Source organism: Ciceribacter ferrooxidans (assembly GCF_004137355.1).
GTDB classification, from domain to species: domain Bacteria; phylum Pseudomonadota; class Alphaproteobacteria; order Rhizobiales; family Rhizobiaceae; genus Allorhizobium; species Allorhizobium ferrooxidans.
Genome location: NZ_SDVB01000311.1, coordinates 299590 through 326028, shown reverse-complemented (window position 1 = coordinate 326028; position 26439 = coordinate 299590). Strand labels below are relative to the sequence as shown.

The 26439-nt window shown below is 60.9% G+C and carries 28 protein-coding genes, 1 tRNA gene and 1 riboswitch; of the genes, 15 read left to right on the top strand and 14 right to left on the bottom strand.

What is annotated here, in order from left to right:
• The first annotated feature begins 7 nt into the window (after positions 1-7).
• Genes EUU22_RS21670 through trmD form a run of 4 tightly spaced genes read left to right on the top strand, consistent with a single transcriptional unit; the run spans position 8 to position 2145 of the window.
• The gene (locus tag EUU22_RS21670; protein ID WP_112690617.1) at positions 8-328 is read left to right on the top strand and encodes a chorismate mutase; all 321 of its coding nucleotides are present in this window, start codon (positions 8-10) and stop codon (positions 326-328) included.
• A 37-nt stretch (positions 329-365) separates the two neighbouring features.
• Positions 366-743, top strand: a complete 378-nt coding sequence (rpsP, locus tag EUU22_RS21665; RefSeq protein WP_129334040.1) for a 30S ribosomal protein S16 — start codon at positions 366-368, stop codon at positions 741-743.
• Between the two features lie 36 nt (positions 744-779).
• A complete protein-coding gene (gene rimM / locus EUU22_RS21660; protein ID WP_129334039.1) occupies positions 780-1430 on the top strand; it encodes a ribosome maturation factor RimM in 651 nt (216 codons plus the stop codon).
• A gap of 10 nt (positions 1431-1440) precedes the next feature.
• Complete coding sequence (gene trmD / locus EUU22_RS21655; RefSeq protein ID WP_129334038.1) at positions 1441-2145, top strand: tRNA (guanosine(37)-N1)-methyltransferase TrmD; 705 nt, start codon at positions 1441-1443, stop codon at positions 2143-2145.
• On the opposite strand, the gene EUU22_RS21650 is transcribed toward trmD, so the two are convergent.
• Complete coding sequence (locus tag EUU22_RS21650) at positions 2127-2906, bottom strand: sulfite exporter TauE/SafE family protein (RefSeq protein ID WP_439329175.1); 780 nt, start codon at positions 2904-2906, stop codon at positions 2127-2129. The two genes, trmD and EUU22_RS21650, sit on opposite strands and share 19 nt — an antisense overlap.
• A gap of 232 nt (positions 2907-3138) precedes the next feature.
• Here EUU22_RS21650 and rplS point away from each other — a divergent pair, with 232 nt between their 5' ends.
• The 5 genes from rplS (at position 3139) to EUU22_RS21620 (ending at position 7904) form a co-directional block, all read left to right on the top strand.
• Positions 3139-3657 (top strand): 50S ribosomal protein L19, encoded by a 519-nt coding sequence (rplS, locus tag EUU22_RS21645; RefSeq protein WP_129334036.1) that lies wholly within the window; start codon positions 3139-3141, stop codon positions 3655-3657.
• A gap of 247 nt (positions 3658-3904) precedes the next feature.
• A complete protein-coding gene (locus EUU22_RS21640; RefSeq protein WP_129334035.1) occupies positions 3905-4702 on the top strand; it encodes a transporter substrate-binding domain-containing protein in 798 nt (265 codons plus the stop codon).
• 35 nt (positions 4703-4737) lie between these two features.
• Positions 4738-5565, top strand: coding sequence for an amino acid ABC transporter permease (locus tag EUU22_RS21635; RefSeq protein ID WP_129334034.1), 828 nt, complete (start codon positions 4738-4740; stop codon positions 5563-5565).
• 262 nt (positions 5566-5827) lie between these two features.
• Entirely contained in the window at positions 5828-7237 is a 1410-nt protein-coding gene (gene leuC, locus EUU22_RS21625) for a 3-isopropylmalate dehydratase large subunit (RefSeq protein WP_129334032.1), read from the top strand.
• Between the two features lie 118 nt (positions 7238-7355).
• Positions 7356-7904, top strand: a complete 549-nt coding sequence (locus tag EUU22_RS21620; protein ID WP_129334031.1) for a SixA phosphatase family protein — start codon at positions 7356-7358, stop codon at positions 7902-7904.
• A 17-nt stretch (positions 7905-7921) separates the two neighbouring features.
• On the opposite strand, the gene EUU22_RS21615 is transcribed toward EUU22_RS21620, so the two are convergent.
• A complete protein-coding gene (locus tag EUU22_RS21615; RefSeq protein WP_245485222.1) occupies positions 7922-8473 on the bottom strand; it encodes a L,D-transpeptidase family protein in 552 nt (183 codons plus the stop codon).
• 126 nt (positions 8474-8599) lie between these two features.
• Here EUU22_RS21615 and EUU22_RS21610 point away from each other — a divergent pair, with 126 nt between their 5' ends.
• Together EUU22_RS21610 and EUU22_RS21605 are read left to right on the top strand one after the other, a co-directional pair.
• Entirely contained in the window at positions 8600-9283 is a 684-nt protein-coding gene (locus EUU22_RS21610; RefSeq protein WP_112690630.1) for a response regulator transcription factor, read from the top strand.
• A 15-nt stretch (positions 9284-9298) separates the two neighbouring features.
• Complete coding sequence (locus tag EUU22_RS21605) at positions 9299-9754, top strand: cyclic nucleotide-binding domain-containing protein (RefSeq protein WP_129334030.1); 456 nt, start codon at positions 9299-9301, stop codon at positions 9752-9754.
• Between the two features lie 8 nt (positions 9755-9762).
• Here the strand turns inward: EUU22_RS21605 and EUU22_RS21600 are convergent, their stop codons facing one another.
• The 6 genes from EUU22_RS21600 to tesB form a co-directional block, all read right to left on the bottom strand.
• Positions 9763-10566 (bottom strand): exodeoxyribonuclease III, encoded by an 804-nt coding sequence (locus EUU22_RS21600; protein WP_129334029.1) that lies wholly within the window; start codon positions 10564-10566, stop codon positions 9763-9765.
• 141 nt (positions 10567-10707) lie between these two features.
• Positions 10708-11340, bottom strand: coding sequence for an outer membrane lipoprotein carrier protein LolA (locus EUU22_RS21595; RefSeq protein WP_439329181.1), 633 nt, complete (start codon positions 11338-11340; stop codon positions 10708-10710).
• A gap of 112 nt (positions 11341-11452) precedes the next feature.
• On the bottom strand, positions 11453-14137 hold the full coding sequence (locus EUU22_RS21590; protein ID WP_129334150.1) for an FtsK/SpoIIIE family DNA translocase: 2685 nt from the start codon (positions 14135-14137) through the stop codon (positions 11453-11455).
• Between the two features lie 246 nt (positions 14138-14383).
• Complete coding sequence (locus tag EUU22_RS21585) at positions 14384-15814, bottom strand: ammonium transporter (RefSeq protein ID WP_129334028.1); 1431 nt, start codon at positions 15812-15814, stop codon at positions 14384-14386.
• Positions 15815-15841: 27 nt separating this feature from the next.
• Positions 15842-16192, bottom strand: a complete 351-nt coding sequence (locus EUU22_RS21580) for a P-II family nitrogen regulator (RefSeq protein WP_162699073.1) — start codon at positions 16190-16192, stop codon at positions 15842-15844.
• 196 nt (positions 16193-16388) lie between these two features.
• Positions 16389-17291 carry an acyl-CoA thioesterase II gene (gene tesB, locus EUU22_RS21575; protein WP_129334027.1) on the bottom strand — a complete coding sequence of 301 codons (903 nt, stop codon included), beginning with the start codon at positions 17289-17291 and terminating at the stop codon, positions 16389-16391.
• A gap of 85 nt (positions 17292-17376) precedes the next feature.
• Between tesB and EUU22_RS21570 the strand changes: the two genes are divergently transcribed.
• Positions 17377-18594 (top strand): ubiquinone biosynthesis hydroxylase, encoded by a 1218-nt coding sequence (locus EUU22_RS21570; protein ID WP_129334026.1) that lies wholly within the window; start codon positions 17377-17379, stop codon positions 18592-18594.
• 12 nt (positions 18595-18606) lie between these two features.
• Here the strand turns inward: EUU22_RS21570 and EUU22_RS21565 are convergent, their stop codons facing one another.
• The 4 genes from EUU22_RS21565 to EUU22_RS21550 all read right to left on the bottom strand — a co-directional run bounded on the left by EUU22_RS21565 (position 18607) and on the right by EUU22_RS21550 (position 21097).
• Positions 18607-18795 carry a Trm112 family protein gene (locus EUU22_RS21565; RefSeq protein ID WP_129334025.1) on the bottom strand — a complete coding sequence of 63 codons (189 nt, stop codon included), beginning with the start codon at positions 18793-18795 and terminating at the stop codon, positions 18607-18609.
• Between the two features lie 10 nt (positions 18796-18805).
• Entirely contained in the window at positions 18806-19483 is a 678-nt protein-coding gene (locus EUU22_RS21560) for an LON peptidase substrate-binding domain-containing protein (protein ID WP_129334024.1), read from the bottom strand.
• 91 nt (positions 19484-19574) lie between these two features.
• The gene (trxA, locus tag EUU22_RS21555) at positions 19575-20531 is read right to left on the bottom strand and encodes a thioredoxin (protein ID WP_129334023.1); all 957 of its coding nucleotides are present in this window, start codon (positions 20529-20531) and stop codon (positions 19575-19577) included.
• Positions 20532-20590: 59 nt separating this feature from the next.
• Positions 20591-21097 (bottom strand): prolyl-tRNA synthetase associated domain-containing protein, encoded by a 507-nt coding sequence (locus tag EUU22_RS21550; RefSeq protein ID WP_129334022.1) that lies wholly within the window; start codon positions 21095-21097, stop codon positions 20591-20593.
• A gap of 259 nt (positions 21098-21356) precedes the next feature.
• Between EUU22_RS21550 and EUU22_RS21545 the strand changes: the two genes are divergently transcribed.
• Positions 21357-21431 (top strand) — tRNA-Gly (locus tag EUU22_RS21545).
• Positions 21432-21598: 167 nt separating this feature from the next.
• On the opposite strand, the gene EUU22_RS21540 is transcribed toward EUU22_RS21545, so the two are convergent.
• A complete protein-coding gene (locus EUU22_RS21540) occupies positions 21599-22609 on the bottom strand; it encodes an aldose epimerase family protein (RefSeq protein WP_129334021.1) in 1011 nt (336 codons plus the stop codon).
• 90 nt (positions 22610-22699) lie between these two features.
• On the bottom strand, positions 22700-23629 hold the full coding sequence (metA, locus tag EUU22_RS21535) for a homoserine O-acetyltransferase MetA (RefSeq protein WP_129334020.1): 930 nt from the start codon (positions 23627-23629) through the stop codon (positions 22700-22702).
• 93 nt (positions 23630-23722) lie between these two features.
• Positions 23723-23800: riboswitch (SAM riboswitch) on the bottom strand.
• A gap of 151 nt (positions 23801-23951) precedes the next feature.
• Here metA and EUU22_RS21530 point away from each other — a divergent pair.
• Together EUU22_RS21530 and EUU22_RS21525 are read left to right on the top strand one after the other, a co-directional pair.
• Entirely contained in the window at positions 23952-24602 is a 651-nt protein-coding gene (locus tag EUU22_RS21530; protein ID WP_129334019.1) for a thiamine diphosphokinase, read from the top strand.
• Between the two features lie 4 nt (positions 24603-24606).
• Positions 24607-26439: an ABC-F family ATP-binding cassette domain-containing protein gene (locus tag EUU22_RS21525; RefSeq protein WP_129334018.1), complete on the top strand. Its 1833-nt coding sequence runs from the start codon at positions 24607-24609 to the stop codon at positions 26437-26439.

The window sequence follows — 26439 nt, the reverse complement described above, 5'->3', positions numbered from 1 at the left end:
CATCACCATGATCGCTCCACACGTCAAGGAACAGCTCGCAAGCTACCGCCAGTCGATCGACAACATCGACGCCGCTCTCGTGCATATGCTCGCCGAACGCTTTCGTTGCACGAAGGCGGTCGGCGTTCTCAAGGCTCAATACGATTTGCCGCCGGCCGATCCGGCGCGCGAGGAATACCAGATCGAACGTCTTCGCCGCCTGGCGCAGGACGCCCATCTGGATCCGGATTTCGCAGAAAAGTTCCTGAATTTCATCATCAGGGAAGTTATCCGGCATCATGAAGCAATTGCTGCCGACATCGGCAGCAATTCGGAAAAAACCGCCTGAACAGTCGGCGGAAAAGAAAAGCCCAAGGAGTAAAGAAATGGCACTGAAAATTCGTCTCGCCCGTGGCGGTTCCAAGAAGCGTCCGTACTACCAGATCGTCGTTGCCGACGCCCGTTCGCCCCGTGACGGCCGTTTCCTCGAAAAGGTCGGCGCATGGAACCCGATGCTTCCGAAGGACAGCGAGAAGCGCATCGAACTGAACGTCGAACGCATCAAGGAATGGGTTGCAAAGGGCGCCCAGCCGACCGATCGCGTTCTGCGCTTCATGGCTGAAGCCGGCCTCGCCACCCGCGATGCCCGCAACAACCCGGAAAAGGCAAAGCCCGGCAAGAAGGCTCTCGAGCGCATCAAGGAAAAGGAAATGAAGGCCGCCGAGGCTGCCGCCGCTGCTGCCGAAGCGAGCGCCGCGGAATAATTTCCATTCCTTTGAAGTCCGACGGGCGGCAGTATCTTGCCGCCCGTTTTTCGTTTCTTTTCGCCATGCTTCGTCCTAAAAAGGCGGCATGTCGACGATCTTGGATGGCGAGTACCCATGACCACCCTCAAGAATCCCGTTCTGATGGCTACTGTTGGAGCTGCCCAGGGGCTAAGGGGAGAGGTCCGCGTCAGAGCCTATACCGCCGACCCGATCGCTCTAGGCGATTACGGCAATCTCCGCAGTCTGGATGGCCGCGTTTTCGAGATACTCGAGATTCGCGAGGCCAAGAACGTCGTGGTGGTGCGATTCCGAGGCATCAACGACCGCAATGCCGCCGAGGCGCTGAATGGACTCGATCTTTATATTGAGCGGGAAGCGCTTCCCGACGGCGAACTCGACGATGACGAGTTCTATTACGCTGACCTTGAAGGACTCGACGTTTACGACGGCGACGGAAAGCATTATGGCGCCGTGTCTGCGGTTTTCGACTTCGGGGCGGGTGACCTACTGGAAATCAAGGGACCGGGCAAACGGCCCGTCCTCATCCCGTTTTCGGAGACAGCGGTGCTCGAAATAGACCTCGAGAGCGGTCGTCTGTTAATCGATCCCGTAGCGGCCGGCCTCGAGGAGGAGAGCAAGCCGCGTAAAAAGGGGCCTGGTTCCGACGGCTCGGTCGAAGGGTGAGCGGCTGCGCATGGGCTTTCGAGCGACGATCCTTACCCTCTACCCCGAAATGTTCCCGGGTCATCTCGGTTTTTCGCTCGCTGGCCGCGCCCTGCAGCGTGGCCAATGGACGATGGAAACCGTTCAGATTCGCGACTTCGCGATCGACCGGCACCGGACGGTCGACGACACGCCGGCCGGCGGTGGTGCGGGCATGGTGCTCAAGCCGGATGTGCTGGCGCGAGCGATCGACGACGTGGCGAAGGATGACCGCCCGAGGTTGTTGATGAGTCCGAGAGGCCGGCCGCTGACACAACGACGGGTAAGGGAGCTCGCCTCGGGCGAAGGCATTGTGATCGTCTGCGGCCGTTTTGAAGGTGTCGACCAACGCGTGATCGAAGCTCGCGGTCTCGAAGAAGTCTCGATTGGCGACTATATCCTCTCGGGAGGGGAGCCGGCGGCGCTTGTCGTTCTCGACGCTGTTGTCCGCATTCTACCGGGGGTGATGGGCAACGAGCTATCCGGGGTCCACGAGAGCTTCGAAGGCGGTCTCCTGGAGCATCCGCAATATACCCGCCCTCAGGAGTTCGAGGGGCGAGAAATCCCCGCGGTGCTGACGTCGGGCAATCACGGCGCAATCGAGAAGTGGCGCCACGAACAGGCGCTTGCCCTCACGAAGGAAAGGCGAGCGGACCTTCTGGCTACCGATGCCGCATCTCAGCCGGTGAAGAAGTAATAGCCGGCGAGCATCAGTCCCAGAACCACGACGGTCCAGCGCAGCAGCGTCTGAGGAGCACGTCTGGCGACACCGACGCCGGCATATCCGCCCAGCGCTACAGCAGGCACCATGATGGCGGCGTGGAGCCACGAAATTGCGCCGGCAGACGTAAAGACGATGATTGCCACTGCGGCGATCACGATCGAGAGGAAGTTCTTCAGTGCGTTTAGACGATGATAATCGCCGCCGCTGGCAAGTCCCAGCGAGGCGAGCATCATAATGCCCATGCCGGCGCCGAAGAAACCTCCATAGAAGGACGTTGCCGTTTGCAGCGCAAGACCGAGAGGGCTCGCGGGATGGCTCTCACCCGCGTTTTTCGGTCGAAGCTTGGGTCCCGCGGCAAAGATCGCAGTCGCTGCAATCAGCAGCCACGGGACCATAGCCCTGAAAGCAGGATTCGATAGCGAAACGAGGAAGAGTGCGCCGCCAAGGGAACCTGCTGCCGAGACGAGCGCCAGCGCGACCGCACCTTTTCCAATCGCTCTCAGTTCGCGCAGATACGCAAGTGTCGAGGTGATGTAGCCAGGGAACTGAGTGATTGACGAGGTCGCGTTAGCGGCAATTGGTGGAAGACCGGCGAGTGTCATGGCTCCGAAGGTCAGAAACGTACCGCCGCCGGCGATGGCATTGACCACCCCCGAAAGGAAACCGGCGACGAACAGAAGCAAAACGACGGCCAGGCTCACGATATCACTCCTCCAGAGGCAGGTGGCATGCATATTCGTTCTCGTCGCCGCCGACAAGCTCGCCCGGAAAGGACAAATGAGGCTGCAGGGGGTGACAACCAGGTTTGTTTCGTGTAATGGCACGCGCGGAAATGGGCTTCTGCCCGTCTGCCAGCAAACAAAGGACCGCGTATCCGCTCAGATCCTCCGGGGTCAATATTCCGAGGCACGACCAAGGAATCATCGTCGAGCGCTCTGGCCGTTTCAGAAGAAATCGAGGTTAGACATGAACATCATTCAGCAGTTGGAAGCCGAACAGGCCGCCAAGATCGAAGCCAAGCGCAAGCTTCCGGAATTCTCCCCGGGCGACACGTTGCGCGTCAACGTTACCGTCAAGGAAGGCAACCGTACCCGCGTACAGGCTTATGAAGGCGTGTGCATCGCTCGTTCGGGCGCCGGCATCAACGAGAGCTTCACGGTTCGCAAGATCTCTTACGGCGAAGGCGTCGAGCGCGTATTCCCGGTTTACTCGCCGCTCGTCGACAGCGTCGAAGTTGTCCGTCGTGGTAAGGTTCGTCGCGCCAAGCTCTACTACCTGCGCGATCGTCGCGGCAAGTCGGCCCGTATCGTCGAGAACACCGGCACCCGTGCTCGCAAGCTCAATGAGAACGAACGCGCGGCGGTCGCCGAGGAAAAGGCACGCATCGAGGCCGAGAAGATCGCAGCTGCCCAGGCTCTGGCTGCCGAGAAGGCTGCTGCCGAGGCCGCTGAAAAGGCCGCAGCTGCCGAAGGCGCGGCAGAATAACATCCTGCGGGGACGGCTTTCGGCCGTTCTGCTCAATTTGAAAGGCCGGAGCATCGGGACAGATGCTCCGGCCTTTTTGTTCACGGGTAGTTTCGGTCCGTTTTGCCTGACGCAAAGCTGTTCTGCGGTACCGACTGCGCCATAGAACTGTAATTGCGCAATGTCCCGGATGCCGGGCGTCCTTGCCCTTGCATGGGCAGAAGAAGTTGTGACACTCTGCCGCTGCCACATTTTCAGGAGAATACCGATGCCGTCCAGACGCGCTCTTCTCGCCGGGCTCGCAGCCCTCGTTGTCGCGCCCCTGTCGACCTTTGCCGCCGACCTGCCGGATCTCGGCGGCAGAACGGTCGTAGTGGTGACCGAGAACGCCTATCCGCCGCTGCAATTCGTCGACCCGAAGAGCGGCCAGGCGATTGGCTGGGAATACGACGCGATGAACGAGATCGCCAAGCGTTTGAACATCAAGGTCGAGTACCAGAACACCTCGTGGGACGCGATGATCCAGGCGGTGTCGGACGGCCAGTACAATATCGGCATGACCGGGATCACCATCAAGGACGACCGCAAGGAGAAGGTCGACTTCTCCGACCCCTATATGCGCTCCGAGCAGTTCATGCTGGTGCGCGGCGACGAGACGCGTTTCAGCGACGGCAAGAGCTTCGCCGCCGTCGAGGACGCGCTGGTCGGCGCGCAGCCGGGCACCACGCCCTTCTACACCGCCGTCTACGAGGTGCTGGACGGCAACGAGGCCAATCCGCGCATCAAGTTGTTCGAGACCTTCGGCGCGACCGTCCAGGCGCTGAAGGCCGGCGACGTCGACGTGGTGCTGACCGACGGCACGGCGGGTAAGGGCTATGTCGATGCCTCGAACGGCGGGCTGAAGCTGGTCGGCGGGCCGCTCGGTTCGGAGGATTTCGGCTTCATCTTCACCAAGGGCTCCGACCTCGTCGTCCCGGTCAATGCGGCGATCGCCGCGATGAAGGCCGACGGCACGATCGACGGGCTGAACAAGAAGTGGTTCCTCGACTACAAGATGGGCGAGTGATCCTCGATGCATCCTGATGCGGGCGCGAGGCGCTGATGGGTTTCCAGACGCTTCCGTCCAGTGACGACAAGGGCGACCGGCCGTGGTGGCTGGCCGCCCTCGTTCTGATCGGCCTGGCGCTGGCCGCCGTCATCGCCTTCAACGATCTCTATGCCCAGGTCTTCACCGTGGTCGGCAAGGGCGTGTTCGTCACCATCTTCGTGACGCTCGTCGCCTTTTTCCTGGCGACCCTGCTCGGGCTCTGCATCGCCCTTCTCGGCCTGTCGGACAGCCTGGTGCTGCGCCAGATCGCGCGCTTCTATGTCGAGGTGATCCGCGGCATCCCGATCCTGGTCCTATTGTTCTACATCGCCTTCGTCGGCGCGCCGGCCTTCGTCGCGCTCTACAACTTGGCGGTCTCGCCACTCGTTTCCGCCGGCTGGCTCGAGCCGATGGTGGTGCGCGACCTCTCTCTGATGTGGCGGGCGATCATCGCACTGATGATCGGCTATTCCTCCTTCATCGCCGAGATCTTCCGTGCCGGCTTCCAGTCGGTCGACAAGGGGCAGATCGAGGCGGCGATGTCGCTCGGACTCAACCGCTACCAGCGCTTCCGGCTGATCGTCTTTCCCCAGGCGATCCGGGTGATCTTTCCACCCCTGTCGAACGACTTCGTGGCGATGGTGAAGGATTCGTCGCTCGTCTCGGTGCTCGGCGTCGCCGACGTGACGCAGATGGCCAAGGTCTATGCGGCCGGCTCGTTCCGCTTCTTCGAGACCTATTCGATCGTCACCTATGTCTACCTGGTGCTGACCATCGGGCTGTCGCTGGTGCTGCGGCGGATCGAAAAGCGCATGCGCGAGCACGGCAGTGGCGAGCGGTGAGCCCCGGAGACGGCAACTGCGCGGGTGGCAAAATCATTGCCGGGCGAGGGCGAAACTGCTATGAGGCGTGCCATGGGATCGAAATTCGGATGCCTCGCGCCTGATATCTACGTGCTGCAGGACCACAAGCGTCTGCCGGCACGCTTTTTCGCGCGTGTCTCCGGGGCGCTTATCAGCCTTCTAGGCTGAGCCTTCGCCACGTCGCCGCGCGTGCGGCGTCCTGCCCGCATTCCCTTTTCAAAACTCAGACGGATCTTCAGCCATGAGCGCACCCCGGACCCTCTACGACAAGATTTTCGACGACCACCTGGTCGACCGCCAGGAAGACGGCACCTGTCTTCTCTACATCGACCGCCACCTCGTCCATGAAGTGACGAGCCCGCAGGCGTTCGAAGGCCTGCGCATGGCGCACCGCACGGTGCACGCGCCGCAGAAGACGCTCGCCGTCGTCGACCACAACGTGCCGACCACGCCGGATCGCCATACCGGCATCAAGAACGAGGAAAGCCGCATCCAGGTCGAGGCGCTGGCGCACAACGCCGCCGAGTTCGGCGTGGAATATTATTCCGAGAACGACAAGCGCCAGGGCATCGTGCACATCGTCGGCCCCGAGCAGGGTTTCACGCTGCCGGGCATGACCATCGTCTGTGGCGACAGCCACACCTCGACGCATGGTGCCTTTGGCGCGCTGGCGCACGGCATCGGCACGTCGGAAGTCGAGCACGTGCTCGCCACCCAGACGCTAATCCAGTCGAAGGCGAAGAACATGCTGGTGCGCGTCGACGGGAAGCTCCCGGAAGGCGTGACCGCCAAGGACATCATTCTCGCCATCATCGGCGAGATCGGCACCGCCGGCGGCACCGGCCACGTCATCGAGTTCGCCGGCGAGGCGATCCGTTCGCTGTCGATGGAAGGCCGCATGACGGTCTGCAACATGACGATCGAAGGCGGCGCCCGCGCCGGCCTGATCGCACCGGACGAAAAGACCTTCGAATACATCAAGGACAAGCCGCGCGCGCCGAAGGGCGAGGCCTGGGACCAGGCGGTTGCCTATTGGAAGACGCTGCACACCGACGAGGGCGCGCATTTCGACAAGGTCGTCGTGCTCGACGCTGCCAACCTGCCGCCGATCGTCTCCTGGGGCTCCTCGCCGGAAGACGTCGTGTCGATCCAGGGCGTCGTTCCGAATCCGGACGAGATCGCCGACGAGAACAAGCGTGCCTCCAAGTGGCGTGCGCTCGACTATATGGGCCTGAAGCCGGGCACCAAGATGACCGACATCGCCATCGACCGCGTCTTCATCGGCTCGTGCACCAACGGTCGCATCGAGGATCTGCGCGCCGCCGCCAAGGTGCTGGAAGGCAAGAAGGTGGCGCCGACCGTCTCGGCCATGGTCGTGCCGGGCTCGGGTCTCGTCAAGGAACAGGCGGAAGCCGAGGGCCTCGACAAGATCTTCAAGGACGCCGGCTTCGAATGGCGTGAGCCGGGCTGCTCCATGTGCCTCGCCATGAACGACGACCGGCTGAAGCCGGGCGAGCGCTGCGCCTCGACGTCCAACCGCAACTTCGAGGGTCGTCAGGGCTACAAGGGTCGGACACACCTCGTCTCGCCCGCCATGGCCGCGGCTGCCGCCGTTGCCGGCCACTTCGTCGACATCCGCGAGTGGAAATAACGACGTCGTCGCATGGCGTTACCGGATGCCGCTCCGAACGGGGCGGCATTTGCTTTTCGCAACTTCCGAACCTGTGGCATGCTGTGTGTGCGGAGAGCGACGGAAGGGAGCAACGGCAATGGATGGCGACGGCCGGCGGAACGCGACTAAAGTACCGCGGCGGCTCCTCCTGTTGCGCCACGCGAAGTCAGATTGGCCAGGCGGGACCGAGGACTACGAACGTCCGCTTGCAAAGCGCGGACGAAAGGCGGCCTTGCTCATTGCAGACTACCTCGTGACGAAGCACATGAAGCCGGACCTGGTGCTCGTCTCTGGTGCGCGACGAACGCGGGAGACTTGGGCTATTGTCGAGAGCCGGCTGACGAAGACCGCCGAGATACGCATTCTCAAGACACTGTACGACGCGCCCGCAGAGCGCATTCTTGCCCTTCTGAGGGATATTGATCCCAGATACCGTGAAGTGTTGGTGCTCTCCCACAATCCCGGCCTCCAGGAGGCCGCACTCCTACTCGCCGGCAACGGTGAAGGGGATGCTTTGAAACGCCTGCGAGAGAAGTTTCCCACGGCAGCGCTCGCCTGCATCCTGTTCGACGTGGAAGGCTGGAGCCAGATCGGTGAGGGGAGTGGATATCTGGAGCGGTTCGTCTTACCGCGATCGCTCCCATAAATCGGAGACCGCAGAGCCTACAGGATGCGGATACGTATACCCCTACGGAGATGACGGATGAGGCGCAGCATGTCCCTCCGCGCAATCGCGACGCAGCCCTCGGTGGGTGTATAGCCGGGGTGCGCCAGATGAAAGAAGATAGCCGACCCGCGTCCTCGCTGGCGTGACGAGACGTTCCAGTCCATGATGAGGCATATGTCGTAGAGTGAATCGTCACGCATCAGCCGCTCGTGGCTCGCAGCGAAGGGGGCCGAAACCGGCCGGTTGTAGGCGGGATGTTGCGGGGCGTCACACCACAGCATGTCGGCTTTCGTCCGGATCATGGGCAGGGCGGTGGCGAGATTCTCGATTCTATCACCCCGGAAATAGCCGCTCAGCAGCCGCATCGTCGCGCGGGGGGACCCTCCATCACCTTCCCTCTTGCAAGAAACGGTGCCGGTGCGGCCCAAGGCGGCGGGCAACCGAAGGACACCGAACTGCAGGATGGCACGCGAGCGATCACGCGGCGCGGTACGAAGCACGATCGGTTGACTGCGGCCGGCAGACTGGTTGCGAAGGGACGACTTCACGAGATTTTGCCTTGCCTGTGACTCGTTGTATTCATAGCAGCGGAAACGATAACAAAGCGTCTGGTGCTGCCGAACCCGGATTTTCCATCCGGTGCGGAAAGCGGACGCAACACAAGAGGCGAAAACATGACGGCGCGGACGATTCTTCTTGTAGACGATGACGAGGACCTGCGGCAAACGCTCATCGAGCAATTGTCGCTTTATGAGGAGTTCTCTCTTCTTCAGGAAGAGACCGCTGCAAAAGGTATTCAGACGGCTCGTAACGCGCAGGTCGATCTTCTCATCATGGATGTCGGCCTTCCCGACATGGACGGGCGAGAGGCAGTGAAGTTGCTGCGCAAGAACGGATTCAAGGCGCCGGTCATCATGCTCACGGGACACGACACGGATTCGGACACCATCCTCGGGTTGGAGGCGGGCGCGAACGATTACGTGACGAAGCCATTCCGTTTTGCCGTACTGCTTGCGCGTATCCGGGCCCAACTTCGTCAGCATGAGCATAGCGAAGATGCCACCTTCACCGTCGGTCCCTATTTGTTCAAGCCGAGCCAGAAGCTGTTGACCACGGAAGACGGCAAGAAAATCCGCTTGACCGAGAAGGAGGCTGCAATCATCCGTTATCTCTACCGGGCGGGCCAGAAGGTGGTCACTCGTGACGTGCTTCTGGAGGAAGTCTGGGGCTATAATTCCGGCGTAACCACCCATACGCTCGAAACCCACGTCTACCGACTGCGCCAGAAGATCGAGCAAGATCCCTCGAATGCCGAGATTCTGGTGACGGAGAACGGTGGCTACAAGATCGTCCCCTGATTCGGAAAGACCGCAATGGCGCTGAGCGACGACATCGAACTGCTTTCATGTGTGCCCCTGTTCCAGGGGCTCGACAACGACCAGTTGCGCCTGATTGCCTTCGGTGCGGAGCATCGTACCGTCGCAGCGGGGCAGGCATTGTTCCGCGAAAGGTCTCCGGCTGAATGCGCTTATGTCGTGTCGAGAGGGCGGCTGGAATTGTCGACCTTCGGGCGAGGAGGAAAGCCGAAGGTTGAAGCGGTCGCCGAACGGGGAACGATGCTTTCCGAACTGGCGCTCGTGACCATGGTCGAGCGGAAGTACACGGCGATTGCGCTGGAGGACTGCGAGGTGATCCGTATCACCCGCGCCATGTTCCACCGCTTGCTGGAGGAGTATCCCGCCATGGCCGCAGTCGTGCAGGAGCGCATCCGGCTGTCGCTGCGCTCGCTGGTCGAAGGAAGCGCCGCACTGGCGCCACGCTTCGAATAGAAAGGTCTTCAGGCCGAAAAACGTGCCGTCACGGGAACATGATCAGACGGCCTGTCCCAGCCGCGTGCCTCCTTCAGGACCTCGATCCTGTCGAGGTGCGGTCCAAGGTCCGGGGAGGACCAGATATGATCCAGGCGGCGCCCGCGGTCGGCCGCCGCCCAGTCCTTCGCGCGATAGCTCCACCACGTGTAGAGCTTCTGAGAAGGATCCACGGTCTCGCGCATGAGGTCGAGCCACCCTCCGCGGCTGACGACCTCCAGAAGACCTTCGGTCTCGACCGGCGTATGGCTGACGATCTTCAGCATCTGCTTGTGGGACCAGACGTCGTTCTCGAATGGCGCGATGTTGAGATCTCCGACCAGGATTGCTGAAACGCCTGGCTCCGCGTCAGCTCGCAAGGCCTTCATCTCGTCGACGAAACTCAGCTTGTGCGCAAACTTGGGATTGGCAGCTGGGTCCGGCTCGTCGCCTCCCGCCGGGACGTAGAAATTATGCAGCCGGATACGTCTGCCGGCCCATTCGAAAATCGCCGAGATGTGGCGAGCGTCGCCCATTCCGCAATAGTCTTGGCGATGATCCTCGCTGAGTGGCAGTTTCGAAACGGTGGCGACGCCGTGATAGCCCTTTTGGCCGTGGACGATGATGTTGTCGTATCCAAGCTCCCGAAAGGCGTCTGCCGGGAACTCTTCATTTTGGCATTTGATTTCCTGGAGGCACAGGATGTCGGGTCTGAACTGCTCGAGGAATTGCACGACGATTGGCAACCGCAGTCGCACCGAGTTGATGTTCCACGTGGTGATTGAAAGAGCCACGGTGTTTTTCTCCTTCTCGGGGACCGCGAGCCGCCCTACGGACGTGCCTGAAGAACTTAGACGTTCTATCCGTCGTGAATAGCCGAAAGCCGGGGGCGCCAACGGGCACCACCGCTCTTCTCCACAGACAATCCGGTGATGTCAGCGTTTTTGGCTGTGAACGTCGCTGTAGGGAATTTCAAAGACGCTGGGGTCGAACGCCGTTCCCGTCTTCACATTGAAGATCATGACGGTGGTGTCCTTCGCTTGAGCGTCCGTGATGGTCCACTGGCGCAGGTCGAAGGTCTTGGGATCGAACATGAGGGTGATCGTTGAATCGCCGAACACGGTCCTGTCGCCGAGGACGATCGTGGTCAGATCCGATTCTTCCTTGACGTCGCGGACCATCTGGTGCCCGAGATCGATCCTGTCGGACAGGAGCAGGCTGAGCGGCGTCTTCGACAAGGGATAGAGATCCCAGGTCTTCAGCTTCGTGTTGCCGATGACGACGTTCTTGCCATCCGAGATCACCCGCATCGGTGAGGGCTTCTCATAGTTGAAGCGTAGTTTCCCCGGGCGCTCGATGAAGAACTTTCCGCCGGTTTGTTCGCCGCGCGGGCCGAACTGCACGAACTCGCCCATCATTGTCTTAACCGATGAAAAATGGTCGGCGATCTTCTGCGCGGCGTCCGAGGCGTTGGCAACGGCAAGAGCGGGCAGGGGCAGGGCGGCAGCCATGAGCATCGCGGCTGCGCCGGCGAGAAGCGCCCTGCGCTCGGTTTTCACGTGAATCATTGGATACTCCTTGATTTGTCCCTGCATGGCCGAGAAACGCGGCGCCATCATGACGATGCCGGTCGAGCCAGCGGATGGTTTCGGACGCCGGCGTCGGGCAGCGAGACCGCCACTAGCGCTCGATGATGTCTGCCTCTGTGGGCACGAGAATCTCGCGCTTTCCGGCGTGGTTTGCGGGTCCGATGATGCCTTCCTGCTCCATGCGCTCGATCAACGATGCTGCGCGATTGTAGCCGATCCCAAGGCGTCGCTGAATGTACGAGGTTGATGCCTTGCCGTCGCGGAGCACGATCGCCACAGCTTGGTCATAGGGATCGTCGGAGTCGGCCAGGTTTGCGGTTCCTGCAGGTCCGGAATCGTCTTCGTCCTCTTCGTCAGCCGTGATCGCGTCGAGGTATTGCGGTGCGCCCTGTGTCTTGAGGTAGGCCACGATCTCTTCGACTTCGTTGTCGGACACGAAGGGGCCGTGCACGCGTTGAATCCGGCCGCCGCCGGCCATGTAGAGCATGTCGCCCATACCGAGCAGCTGTTCGGCGCCCTGCTCACCGAGAATCGTGCGGCTGTCGATCTTCGAGGTTACCTGGAAAGAGATACGGGTCGGGAAGTTCGCCTTGATCGTACCAGTAATGACGTCGACGGACGGCCGCTGTGTCGCCATAATAACGTGAATACCAGCGGCGCGCGCCATCTGGGCGAGCCGCTGCACCGCCCCTTCGATGTCCTTGCCGGCGACCATCATCAAGTCGGCCATCTCGTCGATGATGACGACGATATAGGGAATCGGCTGGAGGTCGAACTCTTCCGTCTCGTAGATCGCCTCGCCCGTCTGCCGGTCGAAGCCGGTCTGGACGGTTCGCGTGAGAATTTCGCCCTTGGCGAGCGCCTGTTCGACGCGGCTGTTGAAGCCGTCGATATTGCGGACACCGATCTTCGACATCTTCTTGTACCGCTCTTCCATCTCCCGGACGGTCCATTTCAGAGCCACGACCGCTTTCTTGGGATCGGTGACGACCGGTGACAGCAGATGCGGAATTCCGTCGTAGACGGAAAGCTCGAGCATTTTGGGGTCGATCATAATCAGGCGGCACTTTTCCGGCGGGAGCCGGTAGAGCAACGATAAGATCATCGTATTGATGGCCACCGATTTACCGGAGCCGGTGGTGCCGGCCACCAGAAGATGCGGCATCTTGGCAAGGTCCGCGATCACCGGTTCGCCGCCGATGGTCTTACCGAGGGACATTGCCAGCTTCGCCTTGCTGGCCTCAAAATCATGACTGGCGATGAGTTCGCGCAGATAGACCGTTTCGCGGGTCTGGTTCGGAAGTTCGATGCCGATTGCGTTTCGCCCCGGGACGACGGCGACGCGGGCTGCGATAGCGCTCATGGAGCGGGCGATATCATCGGCGAGGCCAATCACGCGTGACGACTTGATGCCCGGGGCAGGTTCGAGCTCATAAAGGGTGACCACAGGTCCCGGCCGAACATGGATGATTTCACCCCTGATGCCGAAATCTTCCAGGACGCCTTCCAGCATGCGGGCGTTCTGTTCCAGCGCGTCCGCCGAGAGCGTCGCGTCGCGACCAATGCTTTTCGGTTCCGCGAGAAGATGCACGGAAGGAAGCTGAAAGCCTTCGGGACGGATGAAGGAGGTCTGTGCCTCCCTCTCGACCCGTGCGCCGGGCTTCGGACGTGCGGGAGGTGCGGCAACACGCGGCGAAGCGCGACCGCTCAAGGATGACCTGGTGTTGCTCGATGATACCTCGCTCCAGTCGTCATCGTCGCCGTCCGGCAGAATGTCTGCAGGACGGGCGTCATCGAGATCGAATGGCGGGTCATCATCGAAGTCCTGATCAGAATGATCGCCCATCATTGGAGGTGGTGCGAGAATGGTTCGTTGCCGCCCGGGACCGGCTTGCGGCACCGTCTCCATCGACGGCTCGCGGCGAGCTGCTGTGCCGACCTTGGTCCGGTGCGGTTCGTTCAGCGGGCCGAATTCGTCCTCGTTGAAGTCGTAGGGCTGATCGAACCGGTTCCGGTTGTGTTCGGGCGGCTTCAGGCCCAGCAGGCGCCGGATCCGGGCGCGGGCCGTATACCAGCTGTGGGCAATCGCACCGAGTGCAAGCCAGCCGCCATCGTCCTCGTCCGTCTCGTCTTCGAATGCAGGTTCGATCCGCGTTGCCTTCAGCGGTTGGACCGGTGCGATGTCCGGTTCATCTTCGTCCGCCTTGCCGACCAGACCGGCGGCGAAGAGCAGCGACCAGACCGCAGGGCCGGCCAAGACGACGCCGACGACCATGGAGGCCGTTCCCGTCGGATAGCTGCCGATAAACAGCCCCGGAAAGCGAAGAATGGCGTCGCCGAGAACGCCGCCAATTCCGTTTGGAATTGGCCAGGTCAAGGGGGGAGGAAAACAGCCGATCACGGCCGAGCAGAGAAGCGATCCGATTGCCCAGGCGCCCAAGCGCGCCGGAAAGCGGCGTATCGGCCGGCTGGTGATAAGCGCCAGAGACCAGGCTAGGACAGGAAGGAGAGCGATGACGCTCGCAAGACCGAGAAACTGCAGCATGAGGTCCGCGAAGGCGGCACCGCCGCGGCCGAGTATGTTTGTTGGCTCGTTGGCCGTCGCGTAGGAGAAACTGGGGTCCGAGACGTTCCATGTTGCCAGTGCCGCAACCGCGAGCATCAGCAGCACGAAAAGCGCGAAGCCGGCCAATGTAAGAAGTTGCCGGAGGAGGAACGCCGTCAAGGCGGGACGGTCGCCATGCTCTCCCATCATCACCGAGGTACCTCTGTTCATGTCGTGCCTGCCCGTTTCGAGATTCATTCGCGCGTGTGACGGCGAACCGTGGCTTTCCGGCGTTCTCGCCCTTCGCCGTACAGTAAGGGAGGGACGGTTAATGGCTCATTAACCATCGGTTGGCGACGGCGCGGCTATGCGGAATGGACAAAAGAAAAGCCCAGGTGAGAGCCTGGGCTTTGGCGGACGCTGTTGCGACCGTTTGCGAGGGACCCGCGCCGGATTGAAGCCGGCGCGGCCTTGGATTTAGCTGTGGTAGGCGGCTTCGCCGTGGGAAGCGAGATCGAGACCTTCGCGTTCCGCCTCGACGGGCACGCGAAGCCCGATGACGATGTCGACGAACTTGTAGAGGATCGCCGAAATGATACCGCACCACAGGATCGTCACGATGACACCCTTCAGCTGGTTGAGGACCTGCGCGGCCGTACCGGCATACGTGGCTGCGAAGTCGGCGGTCGAGTAGTCGACGATGCCGGCGCCACCCAGGGCGGGGTTGACGAAGACGCCCGTCAGCAGGGCGCCGATGATGCCGCCAATGCCGTGGATACCGAAAACGTCAGCGGTGTCGTCGTAGCCGAACTTGTTCTTCACGGTCGAGCAGAAGAAGTAGCAAACCGGGGAGACGACGAGGCCCATGACGATCGCGCCCATCGGACCGGCAAAGCCGGCAGCCGGGGTGATGACAACGAGGCCGGCGACGGCACCGGAAACAGCACCGAGCATGGAGGCCTTGCCACGGGCAAAGGTCTCGACCAGCGACCAGGAGAGCAGGGCTGCCGCCGTGGCGAGGAAGGTGTTGATCATGGCAAGTGCGGCATAACCGTTCGACTCGAGGTTCGAGCCGGCGTTGAAGCCGAACCAGCCCACCCACAGAAGGCCGGCGCCGATCAGCGTCATGGTCAGGGAGTGCGGAGCCATCATGTCCTTGCCATAGCCGGTGCGCTTGCCGATCATGATCGCGCCGATCAGGCCGGCGACACCGGCATTGATATGGACGACGGTACCGCCGGCGAAGTCAATCGCGCCGAAGCCGAAGATCAGGCCCGACGGGTCGGCATAGGCGCTCGGACCGCCCCAGAACCAGACCATGTGGGCGATCGGGAAGTAGACGAAGGTCAGCCACAGGATCGAGAAGAGGATGACGGCCGAAAACTTCACGCGTTCGGCGAAGGCACCGACGATGAGGCCGGGGGTGATGGCGGCGAAGGTCATCTGGAAGCAGACGAGGACGAGTTCAGGAATCGCGACACCCTTGGAGAAGCTCTCCGCCATGGTCGAGGTGTCAACGCCGGCCAGGAACATCTTGGAGAAGCCGCCGGCAAAGGAGTTCAGGCCGCCACCATTGGTAAAGGCGAGCGAATAGCCGTAGATCACCCAGACGATCATCGCAACGGCCGCGATCGTGGTGACCTGCATGAGGACGGACAGCATGTTCTTGGCGCGGACTAGACCGCCGTAGAACAGGCCAAGGCCCGGCACCGTCATGAGAAGAACGAGAAGGCTCGAGACCAGCATCCAAGTGGTGTCGCCCTTATCGACAGTCATCGCCGGCGCAGCGGCAGCGGCTTCGGCGACTGCAGGCGCGGCGTCCTGGGCGAAGGCCACGACCGGCGCCAGCAGGGCTGCCGAGGCGGCGCCAACCCGGGCGCAGGTGGAAGAAAACTTAGAAAATGACATCAGAAAGACTCCCCTAGCGGCCATTCTTTACAGGGCTTCGGAATTGGTTTCGCCGGTGCGAATACGCACGGCTTGGTCGATCGAGTAGACGAAGATCTTGCCGTCGCCGATCTGGCCCGTCTTGGCAGCGGACGCGATCGCTTCGACTGCCTTGTCCGCAAGCTCCGACGCCACGGCTATCTCAATCTTGAGCTTCGGCAGGAAGCTGACGGCATACTCGGTGCCGCGGTAAATTTCGGTGTGGCCCTTCTGGCGGCCGTAACCCTTCACCTCGGTTACGGTGAGGCCTTGTATGCCGACGGCTGTGAGGGCTTCGCGCACCTCATCCAGTTTGAACGGCTTGATAATGGCCATTACAATTTTCATCTGGCGTCCCATCCTTTGTTTGTCTTCGGCTCGGAGCCGACTCTCCTTGCCGCTGCGACATGAATTGATCAGCGACTGGCATGAGACATTCAAAGGGCGTGCCAGATTCGGGCTTCCAGATAAGTTATTGAAATGTAAAAGCTATAGCATGACCGTTCAATAAAGCGGCACAGATTGGACGCTGGTTTGATCAAATTGTAGGCAGATTCTATTTTTTGCCTTCTTTTCCATCATTTGCACGATTGCGGATCAGCCCCTCTTGCGCCACCGAAGCGATGAGGTGACCAGACCGCGAATAGAGGCTCCCGCGCGTCATGCCTCTTGCGCCCGATGCACTTGGACTGTCCTGCGTGTAAAGCATCCAGTCTCGGAGATCGCAGGGGCGATGAAACCACATCGCGTGGTCGAGGCTTGCAACCTGAAGATTGGGGTCGAAAATCGACGTGCCGTGCGCATAGAGGGAAGTATCAAGCAGCGTCATGTCGGAGAGATAGGCAAGGATGGCGGCCTGATAGCGATGATCGTCCGGAACTTCACCAACGGCCCGGACCCAGATGTGAGCTGTTGGTTCCAGCTTCTCCTTTGAGACGTAGTGGACAAGCGAAACCGGTCTGATTTCGATCGGACGGTTGCGCCCCCAGTATCGCCGCACATTCTCCGGCGCGTCGGCAAGGAAGATTTCCTTGAACTCTTTTTCACCGATCAGTTGCTCCGGTGGCGGAACTGGTGGCATCGCCACCTGATGATCGAAACCCGGTTCTTCCACCTGGAAGGAAGCCGACATCGAAAAGATTGCCTTGCCGTGCTGGACCGCAACGACACGGCGAGTGGTGAAGCTTGCGCCGTCACGGATGCGCTCGACCTGGTATATGATCGGCACGGACGGATCTCCGGGACGCATGAAATAGGCGTGGAGCGAGTGAACGAGACGATCGTCCTCGACGCAACGCTGCGCCGCCATCAACGCCTGCGCGATGACCTGGCCTCCGAAGACGCGTTGCCAGCCGTTTCGGGGGCTGCTTCCGCGAAAGAGGTTTTCCTCCAGCTTCTCGATGTCGAGGGTTTTGATAAGACCGTCCATCGCGCTGGGTTCTTCGTTTTGCTGCAGCATGCTATGAAGACCTCGCATGTAGGAAGAAGTTCAAGGCTGATCTATATAGGAGCCTTATCACACACAAGTGCTAATGGAGTGCGCGATGTTGGATATGTTGGTCGTCGGCGGCGGATATGTCGGACTTTCGGTGGCGCTGGCGGTCAAGCAGGCCGCGCCCCATCTATCCGTGGAGGTCGTCGAGGCCGCCCCGCAGGACGCCTGGAAGAAGGATCCCCGAGCCTCGGCGATCATCGCGGCCGCCATACGTATGCTGGAAGTCTTCGGAATTTGGGAGCGGATCGAGCCGGAAGCTCAGCCGATCACCAAAATGATCGTGACCGATTCGAAGACTGCCGATCCGGTCCGGCCCGTCTTCCTCACCTTTGACGGTGCGGTCGAGGATGGGCGACCGTTCGCATATATGATCCCGAATGTGGCCATGGTGGGAGCGCTGAGGGATGCCTGCGCGAAGGCTGGAGTCACAATACGGCATGGATTGCGCGCGACTGGACTGGAAAACAGCCCTGCCGCCGCGTCTGTGACGCTTTCCGACGGAACGGTGCTTTCCGCCCGGCTCGTCGTCGCCTGTGACGGCGTTCGTTCCAAGCTCCGGGACATGGCCGGGATAAAGACGGTTACCTGGGACTACGGTCAGTCGGGCATTGTCACGACCGTCGAGCATGAGCGGCCACATGAAGGCTGCGCGGAAGAGCACTTCCTTCCCGCTGGACCCTTTGCCATCCTGCCGCTCAAGGGCAACCGCTCGTCCCTCGTATGGACCGAGCGCACTGACGAGGCCAACCGGCTGGTTTCCGCCGATGATCTCGTCTTCGAGGAAGAACTGGAGCGCCGCTTCGGACATAAGCTTGGTCCGATGCGCGCCGTTGGTGACCGGCGTGCCTTCCCGCTCGGCCTGACATTGGCGCGCGCCTTCGTCGCCCCGCGCCTTGCTCTTGCCGGAGATGCGGCCCATGGCATTCATCCGATCTCCGGCCAGGGTCTGAATCTCGGCTTCAAGGACGTGGCAGCACTTGCTCAGACGGTGGTCGATGCAGACCGCATCGGTCTGGACATTGGTGATCTCAATGTCCTGGAACGGTACCAGGAGTGGCGCCGCTTCGACACCTTCCGCATGGGCGTGACGACCGATGTCCTGAACCGTCTGTTCTCGAACGACCTGTCGCCGATTCGGGCCTTGCGCGATTTCGGCCTTGGCCTCGTGGATCGGTTACCGGGACTGAAATCCTACTTCATCCATGAGGCGGCGGGAACCGGAGGAGGCGCTGAGCGGCCGCGACTTCTCGCGGGTCAGCCGTTGTGATCGACAGCGCCGTCAGTCCTCTAGGCTTCGTGCTTCCGATACGAGCATGATCGCGACACCGTCTCGTATTGGGTAGGCAAGCTTTGCCTTTTCCGAAACCAACTCGTTCTTCTGCCGGTCATAGGTAAGGCGGCTCTGGGTCAGTGGGCAGACGAGAAGCTCCAGAAGCTTCGGATCGACCGTGCTCGTTCGGCTGTCCATGCCGGTCGTCCTATTGGAGAATCGTGTCGGGGTCACCGAACTCGCGTGCGAGAGCGATCTCGGTGATCGCAATCAGCGTTTCGGCACGGCTGCGCATGTCGGGAGCCTCAAGGAGCGCTTGCTTCTCGGCCGGACCGAAGGGCGACATCATCGACAGGGAGGTCACGAGCGTCGTGTTGCTCGCGCGCTCGACACTTTCCCAGTCCGCTTCCAGCTTGTTCGCTTCAAGATAGGCGCGGAACGCGGCAAGAAGTGCATTGCGATCGATCGTTGCCTCTTCGTCCGCGTCGGAAAGATCGGCAAAAAAGGGCGCGATCCGAAAACTGCGGTAGGGACGATGATTTGCGACCTCCTCCATCAGCCGAAAGCGGCAGACGCCGCTAAGTGACGCGATATAGCGTCCATCACCCGTCTCGCCGAAAGACGTGATCCGACCGATACAGCCAACCTGGCAGAGAGCCGGTCCCGACGCCGGTTCGCCCGCGGATGTCCCCTGGAACGCCGGCTGGACGATGCCGATCAACCGGTTCCCGGCAAGCGCCGCATCGAACATTTCCAGATAGCGTGGTTCGAAGATATTGAGCGGCAACTGTCCGCCCGGCAGTAACAAAACGCCACTCAGCGGAAAGACCGACAGAATCTCCGGCAGGTCTCTTTCAGTCAGATATCTCGCGTTGCCGACTTTCATCTACGCACTCCCGGTACGGATGGAGAAACCGCCCGTACCTCTCAATATGTGGTTCGCGCGAAAGCGAACTCAAGAGGCGCACAGTCGGCCCTCAGGAAAAGAGGATCGACGAAAGCTTCCTGCGCGCCATGGCTGTCACCGGATCCTTCGGACCCCATACATCGAAGAACTGCAGGAGTTGTCGACGGGCGCCATCATCATCGAAAGCGCGATCACGGCGCATGATCATCAGCAGATGTTCCGCCGCTTCCTCGCGCCGCCCCTGCACGTTGAGGATCTTGGCGAGTTTCATGCGTGCTTCGTGATTGTCCGGGTCGAGCGCCAGTTCATGCTCAAGGGCCTGCGGGTCGCCGAGCTTGCGAGCTTCGTTGATCTGTTCCAGTTTCCGGGCGATCGCCTGCAGTTCCGGCGCCTTGGCGAGGGTCTCGGGAAGATTGGAAACGAGCTGCGATGCACGTTCATGCTGGCCGGTTCCCAACATGCATTCGGCGATCCCGGCGATCGCGCGCACGCTTTCTGGATCTGCCTGCATCACGGCTCCGAAGAGCTGTGCAGCGCCTTCGAAGTCTCCTGCGGCGACGAGTCCATCGGCCTCGTCGAGTGCCGCGGTCAGTTCTGCTTCTCCGGCATTGCCTGCGGGGCCGGCCAGCTTCTCGATGAACTGCCGGACCTGACTCTCGGGAATGGCGCCCATGAACCCGTCGACCGGCTGGCCATTGACGAAGGCGACGACGGCCGGGATCGACTGAATGCCGAGCTGCCCGGGAATGGCCGGATGATCGTCAATGTTGAGCTTTGCCAGTTTGACGCGGCCGTTCGATTCTCCAACCACCTTTTCGATTACCGGCGCCAGCTGACGACACGGTCCGCACCACGGTGCCCAAAAGTCGACAAGAACTGGCTGCTTGCGTGATTCTTCCAGAACATCCTTCGCAAAGCCTGCGGTCGTCGTGTCCCTGATGTGGCCTCGCGGTGGGGTATCTCCCAAATGAGCATGACCCGTCATCTGACCATCAAAACTGCTATAGGGATTGCCGCTGTCGCTCATCAGAATACTCCGCCGTTGATGGCCGCCCGGGACCTTCGGTGTGTCGCTAAGATCGTATGTCAGGCCGTCACTTTCAAGACAAGCGGTGTATGTCCGGTTGCTTCAAGAAAGCGCAGCAAGTCGTGTCGAGTCACCGATGTCGTCGCGTCGTTCGACAGGGGGTGACCGTTGACGATGTCCTCCTTCATGAGATCGGAATCGAGCACGAACGTGACATTGTGACCGGTATCGTTGATAGCTCCGAAGACGGTCACGGCACCCGGGATGACGCCGAGGTATTCCATGAGCTTTTCTGGCCTGCCGAACGAGACGCGACCGGACGCGCCGAGGATAGTGTGCACCGTTTTCAGGTCTACGACCGCGTTCTCCTCGACCGTCAGGAGAAAATACCGGTCCTTCTTGTCCTTGACGAAGAGGTTCTTGGTGTGGCCGCCAGGAATCTCGTCGCGAAGCGCGACGGACTCGGCCACCGTGAACACGGGCGGATGATGTTTGGTCTTGTGAGCGATCTTCAGCTCATCGAGCAACCGGAAGAGGTCGTCGGAGGTTTTTGGGCTATTCGTCATGGCAGTCTCTCGGGAAAGGTTCGAAGGGGCGGGATTGTCCGGTAGAATAGTTGATTGATACGGTCGGCGACTTGTGTTGGCAATCACAGATGTCGTCGCTCAGGCGGGGGTTTTCCCTTGTTTCCCAACAAGTTGAAAAAATTCTGGACGATTTCGTCATTTCCCTGTTGCATTTGAAAAACGGTTGGGCCATATAGCGCCCGTCGCCGCAACGCGGACGACCTGCGATCCACCGACTACCCCCGGATCGCGGTTATGAGCGGGTGTAGCTCAGGGGTAGAGCACAACCTTGCCAAGGTTGGGGTCGGGCGTTCGAATCGCCTCACCCGCTCCAATTTTTTCAAAATGAATGAGATCACGTCAGGCCGTTGGAGATGGAATAGCCGCTTGACGGCTGGTCGTCGTCCGCCGTTCGCGGTCTCCGGCACTTTCCTCAGAAGAGTTGCCGGAGGGCAAATGTGGTGTGCGTTCACCTGCCGGTGCGCCCGGTCTTCTCTGGCTTCATACCTTTGAGAAAACGTAATCCGTCTCTTGTTGCAGGAGTTCGCCCGGACGCAGAACGGCGCTCGGAAAATTCGGGTGGTTGATTGCGTCCGGCCACGTCTGGGTTTCCAGGCAGAAGCCGGCGAACGGACCATATCGGCGGCCCTCGAGCCCTGCGGCGGGCACGTTGAGCTTTGCGCCGGCATAGAATTGAACGCCCGGCTCCGTCGTCCGTACTTCCATGGCAACGCCGGAGGTAATGCTGCGAGCAATCGCTACTGTGCGCTTTTCGACACGTGCGGGCGAAAGGCAGAAGTTGTGATCGTATAGAACGCGCTCTCCATCCAGCTGGCGGTCCATCGGTGACATTGTCCGGAAGTCGAACGGCGTGCCGTCGACCGGACGAATTTCTCCAGTCGGGATCAGTCGGCCATCGACCGGCAGATAGGCGTCGGCGGCGAGTATCAGGTCGTGGCCGAAGGCATCCTCTCCACCATCGAGGTTGAAATACGAATGCTGGCAGACGTTGGCGAGTGTCGGACGATCGGTCGCCGATGTGTAGGCGACGGACAGGACACCGTGCTCCTGAAGGGCGTAGGTCGCAGTGATCGAGCAGTTTCCGGGATAGCCGGCACGGCCGTCCGGGTCCACGATTGCCAGTTCGACACGATCAGGAGCCAGGCTCACAATGTCCCAGTTCCGCCTGGCGATGCCGTCGTTGCCGCCGTGGAGGTGCCCGACGCCGTTTTCGTTGCGTTCAAGCTGGTATTCTCTGCCGTCCAACTTGAAACGTCCGTCGGCGATACGGTTGGCACATCGTCCGGGCGTGGCGCCGAAATAGGGGGAATGGAGCGGGTAGTCATCGAAAGTATCGAAGCCGAGGACAAGTGGATGGCTATGTCCTTCGAGGCGCAGATCCTGGATCACCGCACCCCAAGTGATCACCTTCATCGTCAGTCCGCCGCCCACGAGGGTCACCCTGTAGACCGGCTCGCCCGCCGCCGTCTGCCCGAAGAGTTCGCGTTCCATGGTTGCTCCGCTCGAATTGCTGTTCATTTCCGTAACAGTTCACGCTCAGCCAACCCTGCCTCCCGGGAAAGGGGTGGGTTATAGCCTCGATCACGCCGATCGGTCGATGCCGATAGCGTTCAGATTATAAGGCGTCGTCTGGTAGATCTCGTTGATCCAGTTTCCGAAAAAGAGATGCGCATGGCTGCGCCAGCGGTTCAACGGCCTCTTCGCGGGATCGTCGTCGGGGAAGTAGTTGTGCGGCACCTTGATCGCCACACCTGCGGCCACGTCGCGATTGTACTCGTCGGCCAAAGACGTCGAGTCGTACTCCACGTGGTTGAACATGTAGAGGCGGTTTGCCGTCTTCTCGTGTACGAGGCAGATACCCATCTCGTCCGATTCCATCAGAATCTCGAGCCCCGGCACCTTCTCGATGTCGGACCGGCGCACCTCAGTCCAACGCGAGACGGGAATCTGAAAATCATCGGAAAAGCCGTTCAGGTACACGGAGGACGGATTCAGAATATGGTGGCGGTAGATCCCGAAAGCCTTCTCGCTCAGGAGGTACTTCGGCACGCCGTGGAAGTGGTAGATGGCCGCCATCGCCCCCCAACACACATTCAGCGTCGAATGGACGTTGGTCGTCGTCCAGTCGAGAATCTGCTGCAACTCGTCCCAGTAGGTAACCTCCTCGAAAGGCAAGGTCTCTACCGGCGCGCCGGTAATGATGAAGCCGTCAAATCTGCGATCCCTGACTTCCTCCCACGTCTGGTAGAAGGAAAGCAGATGGTCCTCGGGCGTGTTCTTGGCTTTGTGCCCGCCGATACGAACGAGGGAAAGCTCCACCTGAAGCGGCGAGGCTCCGACGAGCCGCGCCATCTGCACCTCGGTCTTGATCTTGTTCGGCATGAGATTCAGAAGGCCGATCTGCAGGGGGCGTATGTCCTGACGGATCGCAACCGTTTCGGTCATCACGCGCACACCCTCGTGCACGAGAGTCTCAAAGGCAGGCAACGTATCGGGAATCTTGATCGGCATGTTCGAACTCGACTTTCCTTGCGGCGCAGTTGCAACCACGCATACAAAACTGCCGGCGACCTTGCAGATCGCCATTGGTCCTCGGAAAGTCCTTCGGAGCTCGCCTCGGCCCTTTAGCGATTTGTTTAACGTGGCTGCAAGCCGGCCGGCCAAATCACCACGAGTGAGGTTAAATACGCTCAAGGGCCTTTCTGGTCAACGAGAATCCGGGTGACGGCAGCCCGGACGAGGCTTCGCAGCCTCCCTTCCGTACCATGAAGGCAACTCGGTGTGGCTACCGATATTCTTTCCTTTTCCGGACGAGATGCGCTATGGCGGGCGCATGACGAAGACTACCTTTACCATCCTCCTCGGGGGGCACCTGGTTCTGACTGAGCGATTGACGTCATCCGTCTCCGGCGGGCGCTTTATCGCGGCCGACGGTGGAATGCGCCATGCGTCGATGCTCGGCATCGTCCCGGAGCTCTGGGTTGGTGACTTCGATTCTTCGCCGGAAGCCCTCGGAGAGGCCTGGCCGGATGTGGACCGGCTCCCATATCCGGCTCAAAAGGCAGAAACCGACGGTGCGCTTGCGATAGATGAGGCGATCCGGCGTGGTGCCGGCCGGTTGATTCTTGCCGGTGCGCTCGGGGGCGAACGTTCGGATCACGCCCTCATGCATCTCTTGCAGGCATTGCAGCTCGCCAAGGAAGGATATGAAACGCTCCTGACCTCCGGCGAGGAGGAGGCCTATCCTCTGCTTCCGGGAAAGGTGACGGTGGATCTGCCGCCCGGTTCGTTGTTTTCAGTTATCGGGCTGTCGCCGCTTGCCGGGCTGTCGATCGGCAATGCGCGGTATCCGCTCCAGGGCTTCTCCTTGCCGCTGGGATCGACGCGCACCATCTCGAACGTCGCCGAGGGAGCGATTACCTTGTCGCTCGACGCGGGGGAGGCAATGCTTCTGGCGCGTCCCTTTGATTTGACTGGAGCATGAACCATTGGCGCCGCCGATTCTCAAACTCGACAATATCTTCCTGTCTTTCGGCGGCACGCCGCTGCTTTCCGGAGCTAACCTGCAGGTAGAGCCGGGTGACCGCATCTGCCTTGTCGGTCGCAACGGCTCGGGAAAATCGACGTTGCTGAAAATCGCCGCCGGATTCGTGGAGCCGCAGTCCGGTGAGATTTTCCGGCATCCGAGCGCGACCGTCCGTTATCTCGAGCAGGCGCCCGATTTCGACGGATACGAAACCGTCCAGGCTTACGCCGAAGCCGGACTGGGGCCGGGAGACGATCCCTACCGGGTCGCCTATCTTCTGGAGCACCTCGGTCTGACCGGGCAGGAGGACCCCAGAAGCCTTTCGGGTGGGGAAGCCCGCAGGGTGGCACTGGCGCGTGTTCTGGCGCCCGAACCGGATATTCTGCTGCTCGATGAGCCGACCAACCACCTCGACCTGCCGACCATCGAGTGGCTCGAAGGCGAGCTTCAAAAGAGCCGCAGCGCCCTCGTGCTGATCTCCCATGACCGCCGCTTTCTCGAGAAGGTCTCGACTGCGACGGTCTGGCTCGACCGCGGCATCGCGCGTCGTCTCAACCGTGGCTTCGGTGATTTCGAGGAATGGCGTGACAAGGTCCTCGAGGAAGAGGAGATCGAACAGCATAAGCTCGGCAAGGCGATCGAGAGAGAAGAGCATTGGCTGCGCTACGGTGTTACGGCGCGGCGTAAACGCAATATGCGTCGTCTCGGCCAATTGCAGGCGATGCGCGCGGATTATCGTGGACACAGAGGACCGCAGGGGACCGTGCAGGCAAACCTCGCCGACGCGCGCGAATCCGGAAAGCTGGTCATAGAGGCGGAACGGATCACCAAGACGTATGGTGCACGTACGATCGTGGCTCCCTTCTCGATCCGCGTTCACCGTGGTGATTGCATCGGCCTCGTCGGTCCAAACGGTGCCGGCAAGACGACGCTCCTGAAGATGCTGACAGGCCAGCTGAAGCCTGACAGCGGAACCGTGAAACTCGGAACCAACCTCGAAATTGCGGTGCTTGACCAGAAGCGCGAGGATCTCAATCCCGACGACACACTGGCTCACTATCTGACCGACGGCCGGGGCGAGAATCTTCTCGTCAACGGTGAGCAGCGGCACGTTACCGGTTACATGAAGGACTTTCTGTTTCAGCCGGAACAGGCCCGCACTCCGATCCGAAACCTGTCAGGCGGTGAGCGGGCACGGTTGATGCTGGCGCGCATCATGGCGAAGCCGTCAAACCTGCTGATTCTTGATGAGCCGACGAACGACCTCGACATCGAGACGCTTGATCTGTTGCAGGAGATCGTCGCCGGCTATTCCGGTACGGTCATCCTCGTCAGCCACGATCGTGACTTCCTCGATCGCACCGTCACCTCGACGATTGCACCGGCTGACCCGGAGCAGCCGGACGGTCGCTGGATCGAGTATGCCGGCGGCTACTCCGATATGCTGACGCAAAGAAAAGGCGCCGAGGACGAACGTCGCCGTGCTGCAAGGACAGACAAAGGGAAAGTACAGGAAGGCGGCGCGAAGTCATCCGAGGAGGCAGCCCCGAGGAGTAAGGCCAAGCTCTCGTACAAGCAGAAGTTCGCGCTGGAGAATCTGCCGAAGGAGATCGCAAAGGCCGAGGGGGAGATTGCCGTTCGCGAAGCAAAAATGGCGGATCCCGGCTTGTTCTCGCGGGATGCGGCAACATTCAATCGGCTGGCAACCGAGGTTGAAAAGCTGCGAGGCGACCTTACGCGAATGGAGGAAGAGTGGCTCGAACTGGAGATGTTGCGCGAGGAACTCGAAGGCTGA